Here is a 21,613-nt window from a genome sequence, read left to right as displayed (position 1 = left end):
ATATGTATATAATTTATCATCTCAATAGGTATCACCTACAAATATTTCTACATAAATTGAAAGCTATCTTTTCTCTTAGATAGTGAAAATACATTTTTGATTTGGTAAAATTGCAAATAAAAAATATTTTTAGATTGCATGTGTCAACTTTTAAGGTAAATCTACCCTTCAATATAGGTAGGAGAAACTTCGGTCATATGTCTCCCTATCTGATGAAACGGCGTCTTGATTTTTAGGAGCGAGGAATCTGAAAGGAATATCTAATGTCCGAGAATAAAGCATACATTACAGTGAAAGATAAAAAAATAGAATTTCCAGTGCGTAGAGGCACGAGCGGACCTGATGTCATTGAAATTGCTTCTCTCTATAAAGAAACAAATACTTTTACTTATGATCCTGGCTTTACCTCAACTGCTTCTTGTGAATCAAAAATTACTTACATTGACGGTAATAAAGGAATATTGCTTTATCGTGGTTATCCCATCGACCAACTAGCTGAAAAAGGAGATTTTCTCGAAATCTGCTACCTTTTGCTTTATGGTGAACTCCCAACAAAACAAGAAAAAAATGACTTCGATAATTGTATTATGCAGCACACGATGGTACATGAGCAATTGGCGCGGTTTTTTCATGGATTCCGTCGTGACTCCCATCCTATGGCTGTTATGGTTGCATGCCTTGGAGCTATGTCTGCATTCTATCACGATTCTATTGATATTACAGACTCACAACAAAGAATGATTGCTTCTGTTCGCCTCATCTCAAAGGTTCCAACTCTTGCTGCGATGGCATATAAATATAGTATCGGGCAAGCCTTTGTTTATCCACGAAATGATCTTAGTTACGCTGCTAATTTTCTCCGTATGTGCTTTTGCGTTCCTTGTGAAGAATACAAAATCAATCCCGTTCTTACTCGAGCAATGGATCGAATTTTTATTCTTCATGCAGACCATGAACAAAATGCTTCTACATCCACTGTACGCCTTGCAGGATCATCAGGTGCTAATCCGTTTGCATGTATAGCAGCAGGTGTTGCGTGCCTTTGGGGACCAGCGCATGGTGGAGCTAATGAAGCATGCTTAAAGATGTTACAAGAAATAGGTTCCGTTGAGAGAATTCCTGAATTCATTGCACGTGCAAAAGATAAAAATGATCCTTTCCGCCTTATGGGGTTTGGGCACAGAGTCTATAAAAATTATGATCCGCGCGCAAAAATCATGCAAAAAACCTGCCATGAAGTTTTAAAAGAGCTTAACATCCAAGATGATCCACTTCTTGATATAGCTATAGAACTTGAAAAAATCGCCCTGAGCGATGAATATTTTGTTGAGAAAAAGCTTTATCCAAATGTCGATTTCTATTCTGGAATTACATTAAAAGCTCTAGGATTCCCAACTGAAATGTTTACTGTTCTTTTTGCATTAGCACGTAGTGTAGGTTGGGTAGCGCAGTGGAAAGAAATGATTGAGGATCCCGCACAAAAGATTGGTCGGCCACGCCAACTCTATACAGGCTATGCCATGCGTGAATATGTTCCTATAGATAAACGTAAAAATTAAAAAAACAAACCACTAAAGCTTCAATTTACTGAAGCTTTAGTGTGAATAATCAAGTAGCACAATTTAAAAGTATTTGACATCGATTTTGAAACTATCTCTAAAAATATAATACTATCATAAAAGCTATGAGAAATGTTTTTTGATGGCTTTTTCCCAATAAATCATATAGAGTTCAAAACGCTCTTTCTTAAGATCAGAAAGATATTTCTGTCAAAAAGAGGTGAAAGAAACAACTTTTAAGCCACATTCCTCTAAATTAGGTGTATTCTCCACCATTCCCTATACAAAAAGCCTTATCACATACTAAACTCAATGATGTTTAAGAATTCTTTTCCTTTGTCCCTAAAAAAACATCACCAAAGAATAATTGAAAAATGCTTTTTTACAACTCTATACACGAAACACTTCTTATTTCTCTTCAGTAGATAAGGGGAAAAACAAAACACTCTCTTAAAACTTTCCTAAGCAAAATGAATACTTATAAATTTTTGCATTGCTCCAGAAAAGCTTACAGATTATAAAATACATGATGGTCCCATGTTTTCAGCTTATTCGACAGGAGAACATAATGAAATTATTAGCAGTCACTCTTATAATAAGCGCAACATTTTTCACCCAATTAACCAATGCTCAAACGCTGAAAATTGCAAGTGACGCTTCCTATCCCCCGTTTAGTTATATTGATTCAAATAATGAACTCCAAGGTTTTGATATTGATATATCTTATGCACTTTGTAAAAAAATGAATGTTGAATGTACTCTCATCACCCAAGACTTTGAGGGAATGATTCCTGGTCTCCTTGCAAAAAAATACGATGCGATCATTTCTTCCCTTGCTCCTACACAAGAGCGCTTACAAAAGATTGACTTCACAGATCCTTATTACAACACGGCACTCGCTGTAATTGTTACCAAAGATTCAGAAATTAAAGAGATCTCTGTTGAAGCTTTTAAAGGTAAAAATATTGGCGTGCAATCAAATACAACACAAGCTGCATACGCAGAAGACCATTATGCTCCTAAGGGGGTAAGCATTAAACTCTATCCTACAACAATAGAAGTTAATCGCGATCTTTTAAGTCGTCGGCTTGATCTAGTTATCTTTGATAAACTAAAGGCATTGGACTGGCTCAACAATGAAGGAAAAGAGTGCTGTCAACTTCTAGGGATTTTGGAAGAAACAAATTTTCCTATTGCAATCGCACTGCGTCAAAATAATGATAAGCTTAAAGATAAATTTAATGAAGCGATAAGAGAAATCCGCTTGGATGGAACTTATGAAAAAATTATGAAAAAATATTTTTCATTCGATATTTATTAAATATCAATATGTATTGAAATTAAAAACACTGTTATTTCTAAAAAATGTTATTTAACTCTTTTCAAGAAGCATGTGAATAATTAAGAATCTAGCATTTTTGTCATTTCTTACGAGAAAATTCGCATTTTTATATTTAATTGGATAGTCTTTTTTCAAAGCTAAAATGTTTTTTGATCATGATGTCTATCATAATGATAACAAGATGGGACACCAGTGAATTTTTATATTGCTCTCAAAAGAGCTTCCAGATTATACAATACATGACAACCTCACATGTGCGCATCATATTTTCCCGCTTATTCAACAGGAGAACACAATGAAATTATTAGCAGTCACTCTTATAATAAGCGCAACATTTTTTTCCCGATTTACCAATGCCCAAACGCTGAAAATTGCGAGCGAAGGTACCTACCCTCCATTTAGTTATATTGACTCAAATAATGAGCTTAAAGGTTTTGATATTGATATATCTTATGCACTTTGTAAAAAAATGAACGTCGAGTGTATTATCACCACTCAAGATTTAGAGGGGATGATTCCTGGTCTTCTTGCAAAAAAATACGACGCGATCATTGCTTCCCTTGCTCCTACACAAGAGCGCTTACAAAAGATTGACTTCACAGATCCTTATTATAACACAGCACTCGCTGTAATTGTTACCAAAGATTCAGAAATTAAAGAGATCTCAGCCGAAGCTTTTAAAAGTAAAAATCTTGGTGTGCAATCAAATACAACACAAGCTGCATACGCAGAAGATCATTATGCTTCTGAAGGGGTAAACATTAAACTCTACCCGACAACAATAGAAGTGAATCGCGATCTTTTAAGTCGTCGGCTTGATGTTGTTATCATTGATAAACTGCAAGCATTAAACTGGCTCAACAATGAAGGAAAAGAGTGTTGCCAACTTTTAGGAACGTTGGAAGAAACAAATTTTCCTATTGCAATCGCACTACGTCAAAATAATAATGAGCTTAAAGATAAATTTAATGAAGCGATAAAGGAAATCCGTTTGGATGGAACTTATGAAAAAATTATGAAAAAATATTTTACATTCGATATTTATTAAATACCAATACAAACTAAAATTGAATAAACTGATTATTTTTAAAAAACATTATCTAACTCTTTGAGAGGAATGCAAGAATGATTGAAAATTTAGCATTGCTATCATTTAGCAATGGTGGATGGGGTGTGGTTATACTTTCTAGTGCGGTGATGACATTATCATTAGCTTTGTGCTGTGGGCTCTTAGGGCTTCCTTTAGGTCTTCTGGGTGCTGTGATGATTCGTTCCAATATTAAGATAGCTAAAGCTATAGCGATCCTTTTTTCATCGACCTTCCGTGGGCTACCAGAGCTTTTAACCTTATTTTTAGTTTACTACGGCTTACAAAATATTATTCAAATTGTTCTCGATTATTTTAATATTGAAATGATGTTCAGTATTAATGCTTTTGTTGCTGGTGTTCTTGCACTCAGTATGGTTCTTGCAGCTTTTTCTTGTGAAGTTTGGCTTGGAGCATTTAATATTTTTGATAAAGGTCAATATGAAGCGGCGAAAGCTCTAGGGCTTTCACGCTCAACTACATTTTTTCGTATTGTCTTTCCTCAGCTGATTAGAAATGCCTTACCAGGTCTTTCTAATAATTGGCTGACTTTGCTTAAAGATACATCCTTGGTGTCAACCATTTCACTTGTTGATCTTATGAGACAAACAAACTTAGCAGTCGCAGCCACAGATAAACCTATGCTTTTTTATCTTGTAGCATGCTCACTCTATTTGTTATTTTCAGCGTTCTTTTCTGCAGTCTTGCACTATCTGGAAATATACACTCAAGCAGGATATAGAAAGGTGTTGGGGGCATGATTCCTGAGTGGCTTTATTTCCTTTTTAACCCTGCTCTTTTAAACCGTTATGGGCCTAAATTTATTGGGGGCTTTATTGTTACTGTTGAGCTTGTTTCTATTGCTTGCTCCATTGGCTTTTTTCTTGGTACGCTTATCGCGTGTGCACGTTTATCAAATAATAAGTTTTTACGATATTTTGCAGAGATTTATGTCTATTTTTTTCGTGGATCTCCTTTATTGGCCCAACTTTTTCTTTTTTACTACGGCCTTGGTTCAATGAACAACTTCTGGCAACAAGTTGGACTGTGGTGGTTCTTTCAAAACGCATGGTATTGTTGCCTTTTCATTTTTGCACTCAATTCTGCTGCCTATCAATCTGAAATCTTTAAAGGAAGTTTTCTCTCTGTCACAACTGGACAACGTGAAGCATCAAAAGCGTTAGGGTTGAGTAGTTCCGTAACATTTTTTAAAATTATTCTTCCACAAGCAATGGTTGTAGCATTACGCCCTTTGGGAAATGAAGTTATTTTAATGATTAAATCCAGTGCTATTGCCTCACTCATCACTATTTATGATTTAATGGGGATTGCCAAACTCACTTATTCGCGTACATTCGATTTTCAAGTGTACATTTGGGCTGCTCTTATTTATCTTCTGATCGTTGAGCTTATTCGCCGTTTTATTGTTTTTATCGAATATCGTCTAACCCGATATTTAAGGTAAATAAAATGATCACAAAAACCTTTACCAAATCAAAATGTTAAATTAATCAGTTTATTTATCAATGAAAGAATAAAACAAAATGAATTTGGAAAATAATCAATCTGTTCATATTGCTCAAAACTTTGTGATTTCTATTCGAAATTTAAATAAATGGTATGGAGATTTTCAGGTACTCTATGATATTAACTTTGATGTTAAAGGTGGCGAACGCATTGTTATCTGTGGTCCTTCCGGATCAGGAAAATCAACCTTGATTCGTTGTATTAATCAATTAGAAAAAGCACAAAAAGGTTCCATTTGTGTTCATGATATTGATATTCATGCTGCCCCTTTACACCAACAGAAAAATGTTCTCCGTAAAATAGGAATGGTTTTTCAAAACTTTAATTTGTTTCCTCATATGAGCGTTATGCAGAATTGCATTTTAGCACCTATGACAGTTCAAGGGCTTTCTAAACAACAAGCAAAAGAACGAGCAATTCGTTATCTTACAGATGTCGGAATTGAAAAACACTGTAATAAATACCCTTTACAACTCTCTGGTGGACAACAACAGCGTGTTGCAATTGCTCGTGCACTTTGTATGGAACCTGAAGTGATGCTTTTTGATGAGCCTACGTCAGCTCTTGATCCAGAAAGTGTTGGCGAAGTTTTAGAAGTTATGGTTCAATTGGCCAATACAGGCATAACAATGCTTTGCGTTACTCATGAAATGGGGTTTGCACGTGAAGTTTCAGAAAGAATACTCTTTCTAGAAAACGGAAAAATTATTGAAGATACAGCATCTGACGAATTTTTTATCAATCCTAAAAGCCAACGCGCTTGTGATTTTCTTGCTAAAATTAAGCATTAACCATCAACATTGCTTTATTTATACAATGTTAATCCTATTTTTTAGAAGAGTGATAATCGTTTGCGCACCAACAACCCCCGATGGTACTTCAGTTTTCATTTTCTTTTCCACCAACTCAAAAGCATCAAGTTGCGCCTGTCGCACTAAAGGATTATACAAAAGCTGTTCTATCTGCCTTGCTAACAAACCAGGGCGCAAAAATTCATTAAAATATTCTGGCACAAACGGCTTATCAGAAATAATATTGGGAAGAGCAGCACTCCATAACATTATTTTGGGCAAAATGAATAATTTAGAAAAATGATCAAGTTTATAACAAAGGACCATGGGGATTTTGGCTAACGCTAGTTCAAGCGAAACCGTTCCATGAGCTGCAAGTGCAACGTCTGCTTGTGCAAAAGCACGCCATTTTGCGTCTTCACCAACAACAATTTCTACTTTGCTTTTCCAATTCTGTAAAAAATCACGAATTTTATCCACCAAATGTGGTAGAGTTGGTAAAATAATACGTAAATGAGAGATACGTTGTGCAAGAATTTCTACTACTTCTCGAAAAATAGGCATTAAAGAGCGAATCTCTAAATTGCGTGATCCAGGTAAAATAACTAACGTAGGCGGTGATATTTGCTTGCCATATGAGTGTTTTTTTTCTGATTGGCGCTTTTTTTTTGCTTGGGCAGTCAAAAGCAGAGGATAAGTTAAAAGACGATGTCCAACATAAGTAGTAACAGGACCTCCAAAATCTTGCATAATCTTTTCTTCAAAAGGAAACGCTGCTAAAACATGGTCAACAAATTTGCGCATAGCTTTAGCACGCTTCGGCCGCCATGCCCAAATAGTTGGTGCAATGTATTTAATGATAGGAATTGAAGGTGCTAAAATGCGCACTTTTTTTGCAACGCGATGGGTAAAATCAGGGCTATCAATAATAATTAAACAATCGGGTTGTTCTTGCGCAATAAATTTAGATAAATTGTGAATATGCACCAGCAGTGATGGCAATTTTTTTAATACTGCACCTAAGCCTACTAAAGCAATCTCATGAGAATCAAAAAGGCTTTTTAAACCTAACTCCTTTAAGTGCCTCCCACCAACACCAATCAAATGAATATCGCATCCTGTCTGTTCTGATAAACAAGAAATCAAATCAGCTCCAAGAAAATCACCAGATTCTTCTCCTGCGACAACAGCAATTTTTAAAATACAATTATTCATGATCAAATTTTTCAAACGTTTCTATAAACAGGGAATATTTGTTAGCTTTTTCTACTGTTGTTTGCACTGATAATATCAGACTTTTATTTGCTTCTACCGCAATGCCACACAATCCACTCTTTGCAATATTTATTATTGTTGTAGGTCCAATTGATGGTAAATCAACGCGATGATCTTGTTGTGGTTTCGCACATTTAACGAGAACACCACCTTTAGCCGGAATTTGCCCTCTTTCTCGCATTTCGTAAATCCGCCATAGCATATTATCAGTTCCCTCTGCTCCCTCAACAGCAACAACCCTCCCATTAATAGCCACAGCTGCTTGCCCTATATCTAAGCGACCTAAAAGCTTTGCTGCTTCTGCTGCTAAGAAAATATCTTTCTTTTCTTTTCGCGTCGCTCGCCGTAATGTTAAATTAAATTCCATTGGTGCTAAAAGATCTGGTACTATCTCGTGAGCCCCAAGTATACAAAAGCCGTGCGCTTCAATAACTCGTATAAAAGCTTTTAATAACGCATCATCTCCCTTCTTCAAAGCCCCGATTAACTTAGGAAGAGCTAAAAATGTTGTCCAATCGAGTCGCAATTGCGTAAGAAATGGCCGTTTTTTTATACCGCCGGCCAAAACAATATTATAAATTCCAGCTGTTTTTAAAACTTTAACGAGTTGTGCTAGCTCCACAATCGATAACTCGCAATGCTCATAGCGATAAAGCACAGCATCTGCTTCATCACGCAAAAGGACAAGAAAAGGATTTTGTCCATTCTTCTCAAGCTCTTGAGCGACAGTAATAGGGAGAACACCATTTCCTGCTATAATGGCAGTGCGGCCGAAAAGAATATTTCTGGCACCAGAAACAGACATTTTTAGTCCTTATTTTTTCTTACTCTATCACCTTCAAATTTAGGTGTACAATAAAAGCGTTTTCCTTCTTCTTTAATAAAATTAACTACGTCAATAACAGACTGAGACGTGGAATAAAAAGAAGCAACATCATTTACACGCTCTTTAAACGGCTTGCTATGATCAAAAAGCATGGAAACTGCATGACGTAGCGCATGAATATCTTTGCGGTCAAGTCCAGCACGTTTCATCCCAATAATATTTAATCCTGCGAGCTTTGCCTGCACACCAACAGCTGTTCCGTAAGGAATCAGATCGCCAACCAATGCAGATACACCACCAATAAACGCATAACACCCAACACGAACAAACTGGTGAACAGCGGATCCACCACCAATAATAACACAATCACCAACAGTAACATGCCCTGCAATCATTGCATTATTCGCAAAAGTCACATGATTACCTACATGACAATCGTGGGCAACATGAGCATAACAAAAAAATTGACAATTATCACCAATAATCGTCATTCCTACACTTGAGTCGGAGCCTCTATGCATCGTTACGCCTTCACGAATCGTACAATTTTTACCAATAGAAAGAATTGTATGACCTCCTCTATGTTTATTATTTTGCGGTTCTGCTCCCAAAACTGCATGCGAAAACACTTTACTATTAGCTCCTAACGTTGTCTTCCCCATAATCACAACATGACTCATCAAACTGCATTCATCACCAATAATAGCATCTGCACTAATATGACAAAACGGCCCAATTCGTACATTCTCACCAAGCTGCGCTCCTTTCTCCACAAGAGCAGTTGGATGAACTTTTGTACCGGACATTTTTAAATTCCTACTAATATCGTTTATTCTTTTTCAATAATCATCGCAGCAATTTCCGCTTCAGCGACACGAATATCTTCTACTTTTGCAATACACGAAAAACGCCTTATACCAGATCTCTTTTTTAAAAGCTGAACATGAATCTTTAGTTGATCGCCAGGCACAACCGGCTTACGAAATTTCGCATTATCAACAGTCATAAGATAAACCAAATTTTGTTGCTTATCCCCTAATTTTAAAAGTGAAATTGCTCCTGCTGTTTGTGCCATAGCCTCTAAAATTAAAACCCCAGGCATAACCGGTTTCGCGGGAAAATGTCCCGTAAAATGTGGCTCATTAATCGTTATATTTTTAATACCAATAGCTTCCTGCTCACCATCAATTTCAACTATGCGATCAATCAATAAAAATGGATAACGATGTGGTAATATTGATAGCAATTTTTCAATATCTACAGCTTCTAAATTTCTAATTTCTCTGGGGTTGATCATATTAGCGTTTCTCCTTTTTAATTTTGCCAATATTACGCAACGCCGCTACTTCACGAAACCACTGCTTGAATGGTCGTGCCGGACTTCCTCCCCATTTTTCTCCATCCGGAATATCATTCATAACACCACTACCAGCAGCAATCTGAACACATTTACCTATTACGATATGATCGGCTACCCCGACGCTCCCTCCTAGTTGAGACATATCACCTATGGATGTACTCCCAGCAATTCCACATTGAGCAGCAATAAGACAATAGCGACCGATCTTCACATTGTGAGCAATCTGTACCAAATTATCAATTTTGCTCCCTTCACCAATAATAGTGTCTTCAAATGTTCCACGATCAATAGTTGTATTTGCACCAATTTCCACACTATCTTCGATGATAACACGGCCAAGCTGTGGGATTTTTTCAATTCCAGAAACACTTCCAACATAACCAAAACCATCTTGCCCAATGCAAACGCCAGGATAAAGCTGAACTCTATCACCTATTAAAGAATACTGAACTGTTACCTTAGGGGCAATATAGCAGTCACGCCCAATACGGCAATTTTCTCCAATAACAGCCGTGGATGAAATAAGAGTCCCTGCACCAATCTCAACATTTCTACCAATAACAGCTCCCGCCTCAATACATACATCATGTGCAAACTTAGCACTTGGATGAATATGCGCATGCGGTGAAATTTCTCTCTGTCCAAACCAAGGCATTGGCTTGACAGAATCAGGAAATAAGATGCGCCCAATCTGGGCAAAATCACGCTGCGGTGTAGATGTCACCAAAACTGCCATGGATTCAGGAACTTTAAAAACGATTTCATTCGTACAAAAAACAGCAACAGCAGAACTTCCTAAGAGAGCATCAGAAAATTTTCGATGTTCCACAAACACAAGAGAACCTTCCACAGCACCCTCAAGCGAAGAAAGATTATTTATAACTGTGTTAGAAAACTCTGGATTAAGAAGCTTTGCACCTGTTAACTCTGCAACATTAGCAACCGTCAATCGCCGGGACGGCGTAAAAAAAAATGTATCCGCCATCAAAACACTTTCTCTCCCAGCTAGCTCATTATCTTCAAAGCTTTTCCTTCTAAAGAAAATTCAAATCAGAACTTCGTAGAAATACCAAAGTTCAATTTCTGTACACGATCACCTGACTGCTTTTTTATTGGCCAAGCATAATCAAAGCGCAGCGGTCCAAATGGAGAATCCCACATCAAACTCACACCTGCAGACGAACGCCATGCGCTTTTGGTATTTATAACCGGCGCCTCACCCTGAAAAACAGGTTTATAATTATTGCCATAAAGCGTTGCAATATCTGCAAATAAAGCACCGCGCAATCCTAGCCCTTCAGGCACAACAGGTATAGGAAACTGTACTTCAGCTGTTGCATTCATATAAGTTGTCCCCCCTAAGAAATAAGCTTCACCTTTATTGGAAACTTGGAGCGGGCCTATTCCGTTGTATTTGAACCCTCTGATCATATCAGAATTCGCTTTAAACATATCGAAAATACGAACACCGTCTCGGCCTATTTCGTGAATATATCCTCCCCCAAAGGAAAATAAACCAACAAAATCCATCTGCTCAGAAAGCGTCTTGTACATCATCGCTTTACCAGTTGTCTTTAAGAACTTTGCACTCCCTCCAAGACCTGCATACTCCTGAAGAACACGCACGTACCACCCATTATGTGGGTTTTTCATATCGTCGATAGTATTATAGGTCAAACCATAACTAATGGATGAACGCTTCCAAGGGCTATGCTTTGCTGCTTGAACAATTGCTCCAGAATACTTCCCATATAATTCTCTTATGTCAGCCTCTTTACTTAAATCATATTTCTTACCAAAATCATATTCTTCCTGTACATAAGAATAAGCCAAATTAGCAGATAATTGATCATTAATAGGCATCGCAAACCGAAGAGATCCACCTGTCTGTCGGACATCATATGCTTTATCAGCACGGTAAGTACTGCGGAAAATATCAACACCTGCAGATAAGCGATAACCTAAAAAATAAGGGTCAACAAACGACAAATTGTAATTACGGGATTTTTCTTGCCCAGCACCTAATCCCAAACGAACATACTGACCACGTCCTCCAAGATTACGTTCGGTAACAGACACCTCAAGCGACATACCAGGGCTTGTACCACCCGTTGTATATCCTCCAGACAAAGAAAGATCCCCTGTCGAAGCTTCAACGACATCTATAACCAAGGTAACCTGATCAGACTGATCTGTAGGAACCATTGAAATATTAACGGCCTTGAAAAAACCCAAATTTTCTAGACGACGCTTTGCCCTTTGCACTAAGGTTTGATTGTAAGCATCCCCTTCATTTAAATCAAGCTCACGGCGAATAACATAATCACGCGTCTTTTCATTACCGCGTATTTCAATGCGCTGAATATAAGCTCGCGGACCTTGTTCAATATTATACAAAATTGAAATTGTATGATTTGCCAAATCACGATTTCCTCGTGGCTCAACTTTAGCAAAAGCATATCCGGAATCAGCAACCTTATTATTGATAATCTCAACAGATTGTTCAATACTTTCTGCGTTGTAAATGTCACCTGATCGAGTTTTAAGAAGCCCTTTTACAGATTTTACATCAATTCCGTCAATATCGCTTTCAACTTGAATATCACTAATTTTATAGCGCACGCCTTCATCAAGAACAAAATAAACGTTATATGCGTTACTCCCTTCATCAAAAATTGCCTTAGAGGAAACAACACGAAAATCTGCATAACCACGATTATAATAAAAGCGACGTAGAGCTTCTTCATCGGCAGCTAACCGCTCTTCACTATAAATATCCCCGCCCAACAACAATGAGAATACTCCTGAAGGCTTTGTTGAAATCACATCACGCAGACGGCGACTTCCAAAAGTATGATTACCCTTAAAAATAATATCATTAATCTTTGTCTTCCGCCCTTCAATAACATTGAAGACCACATTTACTCGTCCTTTTCCTAAGTTAATAGTCTGAACTGTAACAGCAACATTATTACGCCCAACCGTTTTATAAGCTTCACGAATCGTATTAATATCCTTTGAAAGCTTAGCAGAATTGAAAGGCTCATTCGGCTTTAAAGAAATAAACCGTTTAAGATCAGGGTCCTTAAAAGATTTATTTCCCTGAAACAATACCTGATTGACTACCTCATACTCTTTGACGAACACAACTAACTTATTGCTAACCTGATTTATTTTAACATCATAAAATAAACCCAATCCGAAAAGACGCTTCACTGCAGCATCGACATCGCCACTGGAAAAACTCTGTCCAGCTTTAATTCCCATATTGTCGCGCACTATCTGAGCACTTACAAACTTATTCCCACGAATCTCAATAGAATGGACCACAGATGCTTGCACTTCTCCAACCATCGCAATTGACATAAAGGCTGTTGTTGGAGCAACTACTCCCATACCTAACACCAACACAGATGCTACATTTAAAAACTTCGAATTTGTAGTCATTGGCTTCTTTTACCTTATCTTATTCCTTGGACATGATGCCTCAAAAGCTAACTGCCATAACAACCCTTATAGTGAGACTTTCCATTCCTTAATTACTTATTACAACACACAACGCCACAACATTTTGTGGACATGGTAAACAACCTTTAATTCATTCCTCCCATTATTACCCAATTTATAAAATGTTTTCCATAATTTAATTAGCTAAACCAACAAAAATAATCATTAAAGAACGCAAAAATCATAAATAGGAGAACAATGAAAAAGCCTAAGCGAAAAACAATTTCCCGAATTTTAGCAGATATTGGCCTCTTAGTAAGAACCTCAATGAGGTGAAATAATAAATGCCCACCGTCAAGCGGTGGAATCGGAAAAAGGTTAATAAGCCCAATACTTATGGAAAGAAAAGCTGCAAAATTCAACAAAGATATAAAACCTGTTTCACTCACTTTCCAAGCAATTTTAACGGTCTTAGAAGGTCCACTTAGCCGGCAATAATCTTCTTTTCCCCCTATTAAACGACTCATAAAAAGAATTGTTTGGGTGACAATAAACATAGTACGTTCTGACGCTTTTCTTACAGCTCCGCCAAAACCGTAGCGAATATGTTTTACATAAGTTGGATTTAAACGCGTAGGATTATCTGGATCAACAGGGACACCAACACCTATCACTCCACTCTGAACCAAATTCCCAAAACCATCATCTCTCTCAATCACTTTTGGTGTAATGACTGTCGTAAATACCCGCCCCATGCGTTCTATTTTAAATTCTATAGGATTTCTACCATGAAAAGTCACATAGCTCATCAAATCTTCAAAACTTTCAACCTGACGACCATCCATTTCAACAAAACGATCACCTAATGCTAAACCAGACTGAATAGCGGGGGCATCTTTTACCAAAGAACCAACAACAGGTTCAATAGCTACACGACCATAAACAAAGAAAAAAAATGTTAAAATAACAACAGTGAAAAGAGCATTGAATAAAGGACCAGCGAAGACAGTTGCTGCTTTTTTCCAAGCATGCGCATTAGCAAATGAACCATCAACTATCGGAAATGATTGAGACGATGGGACATCAGCTTCTCCTTCATCCCCAATAAACTTTACATACCCTCCCAAAGGAATAAGCGCTAAACGCCACTGTGTGCCATGCTTATCTGTGTAATCAATTATTTGTGGCCCGAACCCAAGAGAAAAAACCGATGCCTTAATACCACACCATCGCCCAATGAGATAATGCCCAGCTTCGTGCACAAAAATGATAATCATAACAACGAAAAGAACGCCAAAACTTCTCAAAAAAAAGTGACCTATAACAATTATATGATCCCAAAAATCCAAGATATCTTCTCCCTACTAAACCATGCTAAAAAGATTAAAAGGTGTATCCATATCAGACATAAATGAACCAATTAAATAGAGGAGAAAAGCAGCTCCGACTAATCCATCCATACGATCCATAAACCCACCGTGTCCTGGCAATAAAGAACTAGAATCTTTAACAGAAAAATGCCTTTTTAGCCACGATTGTCCCAAATCACTCAATTGTGAGAAAATTGATAAAATAAGAGCAAGGAATAGCACAAAAGAACTGGTTAAATTTATGTTAAAAAATTGAAATGCAACCAATATGCCACCAGAAACTCCGACAAATGTACCACCAATCGCCCCTGCCCATGTTTTGTTAGGAGAAAATTTTGGTGCTAATTTAGGGCCGCCAAACGCGCGTCCGCTAAAATACCCAGCAATATCTGTTCCCCACACTATAGTAAATAAGAAGATAACAACTCCAAACCCTAGGGTTTCATTCCCCCGTAAAAAGGATAAAGCCGCAACTGGAAAAGATGTATATAAAAAACCAAAAAAAACCCACCTACTCTTTTGCACAGGACCAATTGCCAACACTGTTGCCAAAACTATCAAAACACAAAAAACCAGTGAAGCAGATATATCTGATACTAAAAAAAAACCAAAAACCAAATAAAAAATACTCGCTAATATTTTTTGTAAAACACACCACTTCTCTTTAGTGATACTAATCCATTCATAAAGAATAAAACCGCCAATAATCCATACAAACAAAAAAAATAAAATTCCTCCAAACCATGTTAAACACAAAGCAATAATGCCAAAAACAAAAGCTGTCAGAATACGATAAACAAGATTAGACAAAATAACATCCAAACAATATAAATAGAAAATACAAGCTTAAAAATTGATACAAGCAAAGAACTTTCCCAAGCAGTATTTTTATATTCACACTTTTGCAAACTTTTCTTACAATTTATCATCAATAATCCAGTATACCAAAATAACGTTTATAAGATCAATAATCAGTAAAAATGGCTTCAAAAGTCTATGTATCAAGATCAATCCCAAAATATGTTTCCAATAATCTATCAACCTTCAAAAGGAGAAAGCCGCTACTCACGACCTACGTGAATTATGAAATTCCAGATCTGATATTTGCTTCGTATAAAAGCATTTTTTATTAAAGTATCAGTCATCTAGAAACAAACTGGCAAAACAGCGATCGCTCGCTCCATTCCATCACATCTCTTATAATAGCATTCCATCACATCTCTTATAATAGAAAGTAAGAGCAAGATTAAGGCATTATCCTTTGAGTCATATTTCCCCCCTAAAATTTGCCATAGAATATTTGAATAATCCCCAATAATGAAAACACTTCCTCATACAACTTAACAAAATTCTTCTACTATCTTGTTAAATAGCTTACCCCAGCAGGAAGCCTTATCCAAGGCTCAGATAAAGATACTCTAAAAAACACTCACCACTTCACATCGATGTTATTTTTATAATATAGAATTGCAACGTAGCGCATCTTCCCCTGCTTCATATGCTACTATCAATAGCACACATAACCTCCACCTTTTTTCCACAAACCTTATATGACAGACGTAATAATATTCTTTTACCAGCGTCAAAATCGCCTTAAACGTGCATAATTTCAGATTCTTTCACAGCCAAAATCTTATCAATATCAGCAATAGTCTCGTCCGTGAGTCTTTGAATTTTCTCAGATAAGCCATGAGCTTCATCCTGACCAATTTCACCTTCTTTTTCTAATTTTTTTAAATTATCCATGCCATCTCGGCGCACATGGCGGGTAGCAACACGCGCTTGTTCTGCATATTGATGTGCAATCTTTACAAGCTCTTTACGGCGTTCTTCATTTAATTCAGGTAAAGGAATACGTAAATTCATACCATCTGTGATAGGATTCAATCCAAGTCCAGAGTCGCGAATAGCACGCTCTACAGCTCCTACCATCGTTTTATCCCACACAGAAACAGAAAGCATCCGTGGTTCCGGAACAGAAATATTTGCAACCTGATTTATATGCACAACAGAACCATAAGCCTCAACTGTTAATGGCTCTAATAAACTGGTCGAAGCGCGTCCTGTTCGCAAACCACCTAATTCATGTTTAAAAGCGGAAATAGCACCATCCATGCGACGTTTCAGATCATCCATAATCGATGTAATACTCATATCTGTGTCTCCTTCAATTACACCTTGAAGCTTATCCTTTTTCTGATACTATTGTAAACTGTCCTGTTCCATTTAATACCTTGGCTAAACCACCTTTTTCATGAATGGAATATACAATAATCGGGACATTGTTCTCGCGTGCTAAAGTAACCGCTGTTGTATCCATCACGGACAACCCCCATTGCAAAATCTCCACATATGTTAATTGATTAAAACGCTTAGCTGTCGGGTCTACCTTTGGATCTGCAGAATAAATACCATCAACCTGTGTTCCTTTCAGCAGAACATCTGCACCAATTTCTGCTGCGCGTAAAGTAGCAGCAGAATCAGTGGTAAAAAAAGGATTACCCGTACCACCAGCGAAAATAACGACTTTTCCTTGATTCATATAACCTATTGCTTTACGCTGCGAAAAGCTCTCACAAATTTGTGGCATAGCAATCGCAGATAATACCACCGTTTCGATCCCTAATTTTGTCAACGATGTTCGCAACGCTAAAGAATTAATAGCAGTTGCAAGCATCCCCATATGATCACCTGTCACACGATCCCCACCATGTGAAGCAACAGCAACTCCACGAAAAATATTCCCCCCACCTATAACAATAGCGACTTCTACTCCCATCGCCCGCACTTCAGCAATATCAGCAGCGATACGATCTGCAACGGAAACATCAATTCCAAAGCTTTGCCCTCCCATAAGAGCCTCACCAGAAACCTTTAAAAGAATACGTTTGTACTGTAGCGCTAACGTCATTGATAATCTCCCAAAAAGCACATTTGCTCTTTGCTTCCGACACACTAAGAGCACCACTTTATCGCGTGACGACCCCTTAATAATCATACTTTCTCATATAAGCGACTGTATAAATCAATGATGTGATTCTAAATCACTGAAAATAATCTACAAATAGCTACCCTTTTGCAGCAGCTGCAACTTCTGCAGCGAAATCAGAATTCTCTTTTTCCACACCTTCTCCTAGCGCAAAACGAATAAAACCTGTGATTTTTGCCGGCGCACCAATAGATTTCTCGGCATCCTTTAAAGCCGCGTCAACAGTCATATCAGGATTCATAACGAAAGCCTGAGAAAGCAAAACAACTTCTTCGAAGAACTTACGCATACGCCCTTCCACCATTTTTTCAATGATATTTTCGGGCTTGCCAGACTGACGTGCCTGATCTGAAAAAATCGCCTTTTCACGCTCAACAGCACTGGCATCAACATCTTGCGCTGTCAGTGCTAACGGATTAGTTGCAGCAATATGCATAGCAACCTGCCGACCAAAAGCTGTTGCTGCTTCTTTATCCCCTGTCGTTTCAATAGCAACCAAAACACCAAGTTTTCCAAGATTATCGGCCACACTATTGTGTATATAACTGGCAACTACACCATTCTCAACGGAGAGTTTGGCAGAACGCCGAAATTCCATATTCTCACCAATGGTACCAATCGCATCTTTAATTGTAGCCTCTACAGTCTTTTCAGAATTAGGGTAGAGAGACGCCGAAACAGCATCAACACACCCTTGGGTTCCCAAAGCAGCTGTTGCCACTTTCCGCACAATGTCTTGAAATACATCATTGCGCGCTACAAAATCTGTTTCTGAATTAATTTCAACCAAAACTGCGCTTGAATCCTTTGATGCAATTCCTATTAATCCCTCAGCCGCAGTACGACCGGCTTTTTTATCTGCTTTGGCTATCCCTTTTTTACGAAGCCAATCAACAGCAGCCTCCATATCACCATTGGTCTCTACCAGCGCTGCCTTACAATCCATCATACCAGCACCTGATAATTCCCGAAGTTCTTTTACTTGTGCAGCAGTAATACTCATATTTGCCTCTTTATTCTGTAACAGTGAAAGCGTGCAAAAAGAAAAACTCGTGCACGCCTATAATCTATTCTTTAAAAAATTAAGCAGCCTAATAAGCGCTTTTTAACATTACTCAGAAACTGGAACCGCATTTTCCAAAACAGGTTCTACAGGTGCTTCAACTTGAGCTCCTAAATCAACGCCCATTGCACCTTGTTGGCGAGCAATACCATCAAGAGCTGCACGAGCAAAAAGATCACAATAAAGAGAAATTGCACGTGACGCATCGTCATTACCTGGAATCGGATGCGTAACGTTATCAGGATCGCAGTTTGTATCAATAATAGCAATAACCGGAATACCCAAACGTTTCGCTTCTTGAAGTGCAATATTCTCTTTATTTGTATCAATAATAAATATAAGATCTGGAACAGATCCCATATCCTTAATGCCACCAAGCGCACGATTAAGTTTTTCACGATCACGTTCAAGATTTAAACGTTCTTTTTTAGTGAAACCTTGTGCTTCAGCAGCGAGAATTTTATCCAGCTTACGTAAGCGATGTATTGAATGAGAAATCGTTTTCCAGTTTGTGAGCATACCGCCAAGCCAACGCGCATTAACATAATATTGTGCAGAACGATTCGCTGCATCAGCAATAATATCAGATGCCTGCCGCTTAGTACCAACAAAGAGAATGCGACCACCCCGTGCAACCGTATCTGAAACAAGTTTAAGGGCTTGATGCAAAAGAGGAACAGTTTGAGCCAAATCAATAATATGAATATTATTACGCTGACCGTAAATATAAGGAGTCATTTTGGGATTCCAGCGATGAGTCTGGTGTCCAAAGTGCACACCTGCTTCTAAAAGCTGATGCATAGTAAAATCTGGTAGTGCCATAATTTATCCTTTCCGGTTTAACCTCCGCGGAAAAAGCAGGTAAACCTACTACCGGCGGACATTTGCTAAATTTTCCTTGCAAACACCCAAACTCCGCGTGTGGAATATCGTGAACATACTAATATTTGATTCTTTTTCAAGTTATTTTCTGCAATCACTTAATGTTTACATTGATTAAGATCTTTCCCAACTTCGAGAAATTCAAGACTACTCAATTTTGCACGCACTGAAAAAGTCCCTTTGTCTATATGAATATCACGCATAACGCCGCTCTCGTATAAAAGAAAACTAGTACGATAGACTGGCAAACCATCTTTTTTTTCTACATCATCAAAATAAGAAATCGTAATGGGCCAATATTCCTCCTCATCCAATTTTTCTATTTTTTTCGTTTCAGAATCAGAGAAAGGAAATTTCTTTTCCCCAATGATCACACTTTCTCTTTTGACTTTGTCGGCTTTATCTGTTCCATCAAATACGGTAACGTGGTAGAAACGATGACCTGCTTTTGCATGGCGGATGATATTCTTCAGTTGCATAATCGGAAACTCGGCCATTGCAAGCTTGTATTCTTTTTCCTTTGGCTTCTTTAGTTTAACTATAATTCCATCTTGAATACGCTCAGCTACACCTTCAGAATGATGCGCAACCTCTTGTCCAACTTGATCTGTAACACTAAAATAAAATGTACGGCTATCACCAGTTTCATAACTCGTCGTCTGTTGATCAGTTAAACGCTCCAGCATATCTCCAAGATGAATACGGTTGATAAAACGAAAACGTGTGGTATAGCCCTGACATACCGAACCAGTCAGTTCGTAGACCATTCTCCCTGACATCCCCGAAATTGTCATGTCATGAGAAACACTATCGAGCTGAAAGTCATAAATTGCTCGATGAGGTGCAATAAAAATGGACTCTTCTGCTTTCGCAATACATAAAAAAGCAACATATAAACTTATTATAAATAATGATCTGAACATTCCCAACTTCCAATCCTATCCCCATTGCATAACATCATACAATAAGGCGAAAAAGGACTACCCCTCAATTAACCACACATTTTCTTAAATCAAAAAATAGTTTATGCAATTGATTTACTATAGAATAGCTATGGAGTTTAAATTATGACCAACGCGATTGAAAACCACCTGAAAAAATTTGGAATCACTCTTCCTGAAGCAACACAACCCATTGCCAACTACGTAGCAGTTTCACAAAGCGGCAATCAACTCTTTATTTCTGGGCAGCTCCCCCTTTTTGATGGAAAGCCAATCGTAACCGGCAAAGTTGGTGCAACTGTTAGCGTTGAACAAGCAAAAAAATCAGCAGAAACCTGTGCACTCAATATCCTCGCACAAATCAAGGCAGCTCTTGGTGATTTAAATAGAATAAAACGTGTAGTAAAAATTACTGTTTTTGTTGCCGTAGACCCTCATTTTACTGATATCCCCCTTATCGCCAATGGAGCTTCCGATTTACTCACTAATATCCTTGGTGAAGCTGGGAAACATGCTCGTTCTGCTATTGGTGTTGCCTCTCTTCCTATGAACGTTCCAGTAGAAGTTGAAGCCATCATAGAAATTTAAGCCCTCATCAATAACAACACGTTCATAAAATGACAACCAAATACGAAATCTCTCTTTAATTTTGGCTCTCTATTAACCATTACATGCTTTAGTTTTTTTTAAATTCTGAATTACAAAGCCTAAAAGGAAATATTTGTATGAAACAGACTTATGATGACAATAATATTTTTGCTAAATTGATTCGCAATGAAATTCCTTCAGTTCGTGTCTATGAAGATGATGATGTTATTGCGTTCATGGATATCATGCCACAAGCACCAGGACACACGCTGGTTATACCCAGAAAAGGCTCTAGAAACCTACTGGATGCGGATACTGAAACATTATTTCCAGTTATTAAAGCTGTTCAAAAAATCGCCAATGCCGCCAAAAAAGCCTTTCAGGCAGATGGTATAACAATCATGCAATTTAATGAATCTGCTAGTCACCAAACCGTTTATCATCTCCATTTCCATATTATACCACGTATGAAAGGAATAGAGCTTTGCCCCCATAATGATGTTATAACGCCTACAGAAATACTTGAAGAAAATGCAAAAAAAATCCGTGCAGCTCTTTAAAGTGCC

At 37.7% G+C, this 21,613-nt stretch carries 21 protein-coding genes; 8 read left to right on the top strand and 13 right to left on the bottom strand.

Annotated elements, in window-relative coordinates; genetic code table 11:
• The first annotated feature begins 263 nt into the window (after positions 1 to 263).
• The 6 genes from gltA to GQO39_RS03620 all read left to right on the top strand — a co-directional run bounded on the left by gltA (position 264) and on the right by GQO39_RS03620 (position 6,306).
• A complete protein-coding gene (gltA, locus tag GQO39_RS03645; RefSeq protein WP_156850986.1) occupies positions 264 to 1,559 on the top strand; it encodes a citrate synthase in 1,296 nt (431 codons plus the stop codon).
• 568 nt (positions 1,560 to 2,127) lie between these two features.
• Positions 2,128 to 2,880 carry a transporter substrate-binding domain-containing protein gene (locus GQO39_RS03640; RefSeq protein WP_156850985.1) on the top strand — a complete coding sequence of 251 codons (753 nt, stop codon included), beginning with the start codon at positions 2,128 to 2,130 and terminating at the stop codon, positions 2,878 to 2,880.
• 316 nt (positions 2,881 to 3,196) lie between these two features.
• A complete protein-coding gene (locus GQO39_RS03635) occupies positions 3,197 to 3,949 on the top strand; it encodes a transporter substrate-binding domain-containing protein (RefSeq protein ID WP_156850984.1) in 753 nt (250 codons plus the stop codon).
• A gap of 77 nt (positions 3,950 to 4,026) precedes the next feature.
• A complete protein-coding gene (locus GQO39_RS03630) occupies positions 4,027 to 4,749 on the top strand; it encodes an ABC transporter permease (RefSeq protein ID WP_156850983.1) in 723 nt (240 codons plus the stop codon).
• Complete coding sequence (locus tag GQO39_RS03625) at positions 4,746 to 5,453, top strand: ABC transporter permease (RefSeq protein WP_156850982.1); 708 nt, start codon at positions 4,746 to 4,748, stop codon at positions 5,451 to 5,453. Before GQO39_RS03630 ends, GQO39_RS03625 begins: the two co-directional genes overlap by 4 nt.
• A 79-nt stretch (positions 5,454 to 5,532) precedes the next feature.
• On the top strand, positions 5,533 to 6,306 hold the full coding sequence (locus tag GQO39_RS03620) for an amino acid ABC transporter ATP-binding protein (protein ID WP_156850981.1): 774 nt from the start codon (positions 5,533 to 5,535) through the stop codon (positions 6,304 to 6,306).
• An 18-nt stretch (positions 6,307 to 6,324) separates the two neighbouring features.
• On the opposite strand, the gene lpxB is transcribed toward GQO39_RS03620, so the two are convergent.
• The 13 genes from lpxB to GQO39_RS03555 all read right to left on the bottom strand — a co-directional run bounded on the left by lpxB (position 6,325) and on the right by GQO39_RS03555 (position 20,441).
• Entirely contained in the window at positions 6,325 to 7,521 is a 1,197-nt protein-coding gene (gene lpxB, locus GQO39_RS03615; RefSeq protein WP_156850980.1) for a lipid-A-disaccharide synthase, read from the bottom strand.
• Positions 7,514 to 8,386: an LpxI family protein gene (locus tag GQO39_RS03610; RefSeq protein ID WP_156850979.1), complete on the bottom strand. Its 873-nt coding sequence runs from the start codon at positions 8,384 to 8,386 to the stop codon at positions 7,514 to 7,516. Before GQO39_RS03610 ends, lpxB begins: the two co-directional genes overlap by 8 nt.
• Before the next feature lie 2 nt (positions 8,387 to 8,388).
• Positions 8,389 to 9,213 carry an acyl-ACP--UDP-N-acetylglucosamine O-acyltransferase gene (gene lpxA, locus GQO39_RS03605; RefSeq protein WP_007551958.1) on the bottom strand — a complete coding sequence of 275 codons (825 nt, stop codon included), beginning with the start codon at positions 9,211 to 9,213 and terminating at the stop codon, positions 8,389 to 8,391.
• Between the two features lie 23 nt (positions 9,214 to 9,236).
• Complete coding sequence (gene fabZ / locus GQO39_RS03600) at positions 9,237 to 9,704, bottom strand: 3-hydroxyacyl-ACP dehydratase FabZ (RefSeq protein WP_007551959.1); 468 nt, start codon at positions 9,702 to 9,704, stop codon at positions 9,237 to 9,239.
• Between the two features lies 1 nt (position 9,705).
• Entirely contained in the window at positions 9,706 to 10,752 is a 1,047-nt protein-coding gene (gene lpxD, locus GQO39_RS03595; RefSeq protein ID WP_156850978.1) for a UDP-3-O-(3-hydroxymyristoyl)glucosamine N-acyltransferase, read from the bottom strand.
• 65 nt (positions 10,753 to 10,817) lie between these two features.
• A complete protein-coding gene (gene bamA, locus GQO39_RS03590) occupies positions 10,818 to 13,214 on the bottom strand; it encodes an outer membrane protein assembly factor BamA (protein ID WP_156850977.1) in 2,397 nt (798 codons plus the stop codon).
• Positions 13,215 to 13,414: 200 nt separating this feature from the next.
• Positions 13,415 to 14,563, bottom strand: a complete 1,149-nt coding sequence (gene rseP / locus GQO39_RS03585; protein WP_156850976.1) for an RIP metalloprotease RseP — start codon at positions 14,561 to 14,563, stop codon at positions 13,415 to 13,417.
• Positions 14,564 to 14,578: 15 nt separating this feature from the next.
• Entirely contained in the window at positions 14,579 to 15,394 is an 816-nt protein-coding gene (locus GQO39_RS03580; protein WP_156850975.1) for a phosphatidate cytidylyltransferase, read from the bottom strand.
• A 783-nt stretch (positions 15,395 to 16,177) separates the two neighbouring features.
• The gene (gene frr, locus GQO39_RS03575) at positions 16,178 to 16,738 is read right to left on the bottom strand and encodes a ribosome recycling factor (RefSeq protein WP_156850974.1); all 561 of its coding nucleotides are present in this window, start codon (positions 16,736 to 16,738) and stop codon (positions 16,178 to 16,180) included.
• A gap of 31 nt (positions 16,739 to 16,769) precedes the next feature.
• On the bottom strand, positions 16,770 to 17,495 hold the full coding sequence (pyrH, locus tag GQO39_RS03570) for a UMP kinase (RefSeq protein WP_007551966.1): 726 nt from the start codon (positions 17,493 to 17,495) through the stop codon (positions 16,770 to 16,772).
• 157 nt (positions 17,496 to 17,652) lie between these two features.
• A complete protein-coding gene (gene tsf / locus GQO39_RS03565) occupies positions 17,653 to 18,576 on the bottom strand; it encodes a translation elongation factor Ts (RefSeq protein WP_156850973.1) in 924 nt (307 codons plus the stop codon).
• A gap of 108 nt (positions 18,577 to 18,684) precedes the next feature.
• Positions 18,685 to 19,458 carry a 30S ribosomal protein S2 gene (rpsB, locus tag GQO39_RS03560; protein WP_007551968.1) on the bottom strand — a complete coding sequence of 258 codons (774 nt, stop codon included), beginning with the start codon at positions 19,456 to 19,458 and terminating at the stop codon, positions 18,685 to 18,687.
• A gap of 158 nt (positions 19,459 to 19,616) precedes the next feature.
• Positions 19,617 to 20,441, bottom strand: coding sequence for an EipB family protein (locus tag GQO39_RS03555; protein WP_156850972.1), 825 nt, complete (start codon positions 20,439 to 20,441; stop codon positions 19,617 to 19,619).
• Between the two features lie 144 nt (positions 20,442 to 20,585).
• On the opposite strand from GQO39_RS03555, the gene GQO39_RS03550 reads away from it, so the two are divergent.
• Both GQO39_RS03550 and GQO39_RS03545 read left to right on the top strand, forming a co-directional pair.
• Entirely contained in the window at positions 20,586 to 21,047 is a 462-nt protein-coding gene (locus tag GQO39_RS03550; protein WP_007551970.1) for a RidA family protein, read from the top strand.
• 137 nt (positions 21,048 to 21,184) lie between these two features.
• The gene (locus GQO39_RS03545; protein ID WP_007551972.1) at positions 21,185 to 21,607 is read left to right on the top strand and encodes an HIT family protein; all 423 of its coding nucleotides are present in this window, start codon (positions 21,185 to 21,187) and stop codon (positions 21,605 to 21,607) included.
• The last annotated feature ends 6 nt before the right edge of the window (positions 21,608 to 21,613 follow it).

Source organism: Bartonella refiksaydamii, assembly GCF_902652675.1.
Classification (GTDB): Bacteria; Pseudomonadota; Alphaproteobacteria; order Rhizobiales; family Rhizobiaceae; genus Bartonella; species Bartonella refiksaydamii.
This window is presented reverse-complemented; position numbering and strand designations above follow the sequence as displayed.

Bases quoted from the DNA above. Each gene is read 5' to 3' on its own strand.
- gltA (WP_156850986.1), top strand. From the start codon at position 264: ATGTCCGAGAATAAAGCATACATTACAGTGAAAGATAAAAAAATAGAA.
- GQO39_RS03640 (WP_156850985.1), top strand. From the start codon at position 2,128: ATGAAATTATTAGCAGTCACTCTTATAATAAGCGCAACATTTTTCACC.
- GQO39_RS03635 (WP_156850984.1), top strand. From the start codon at position 3,197: ATGAAATTATTAGCAGTCACTCTTATAATAAGCGCAACATTTTTTTCC.
- GQO39_RS03630 (WP_156850983.1), top strand. From the start codon at position 4,027: ATGATTGAAAATTTAGCATTGCTATCATTTAGCAATGGTGGATGGGGT.
- GQO39_RS03625 (WP_156850982.1), top strand. From the start codon at position 4,746: ATGATTCCTGAGTGGCTTTATTTCCTTTTTAACCCTGCTCTTTTAAAC.
- GQO39_RS03620 (WP_156850981.1), top strand. From the start codon at position 5,533: ATGAATTTGGAAAATAATCAATCTGTTCATATTGCTCAAAACTTTGTG.
- lpxB (WP_156850980.1), bottom strand. From the start codon at position 7,521: ATGAATAATTGTATTTTAAAAATTGCTGTTGTCGCAGGAGAAGAATCT.
- GQO39_RS03610 (WP_156850979.1), bottom strand. From the start codon at position 8,386: ATGTCTGTTTCTGGTGCCAGAAATATTCTTTTCGGCCGCACTGCCATT.
- lpxA (WP_007551958.1), bottom strand. From the start codon at position 9,213: ATGTCCGGTACAAAAGTTCATCCAACTGCTCTTGTGGAGAAAGGAGCG.
- fabZ (WP_007551959.1), bottom strand. From the start codon at position 9,704: ATGATCAACCCCAGAGAAATTAGAAATTTAGAAGCTGTAGATATTGAA.
- lpxD (WP_156850978.1), bottom strand. From the start codon at position 10,752: ATGGCGGATACATTTTTTTTTACGCCGTCCCGGCGATTGACGGTTGCT.
- bamA (WP_156850977.1), bottom strand. From the start codon at position 13,214: ATGACTACAAATTCGAAGTTTTTAAATGTAGCATCTGTGTTGGTGTTA.
- frr (WP_156850974.1), bottom strand. From the start codon at position 16,738: ATGAGTATTACATCGATTATGGATGATCTGAAACGTCGCATGGATGGT.
- pyrH (WP_007551966.1), bottom strand. From the start codon at position 17,495: ATGACGTTAGCGCTACAGTACAAACGTATTCTTTTAAAGGTTTCTGGT.
- tsf (WP_156850973.1), bottom strand. From the start codon at position 18,576: ATGAGTATTACTGCTGCACAAGTAAAAGAACTTCGGGAATTATCAGGT.
- rpsB (WP_007551968.1), bottom strand. From the start codon at position 19,458: ATGGCACTACCAGATTTTACTATGCATCAGCTTTTAGAAGCAGGTGTG.
- GQO39_RS03555 (WP_156850972.1), bottom strand. From the start codon at position 20,441: ATGTTCAGATCATTATTTATAATAAGTTTATATGTTGCTTTTTTATGT.
- GQO39_RS03550 (WP_007551970.1), top strand. From the start codon at position 20,586: ATGACCAACGCGATTGAAAACCACCTGAAAAAATTTGGAATCACTCTT.
- GQO39_RS03545 (WP_007551972.1), top strand. From the start codon at position 21,185: ATGAAACAGACTTATGATGACAATAATATTTTTGCTAAATTGATTCGC.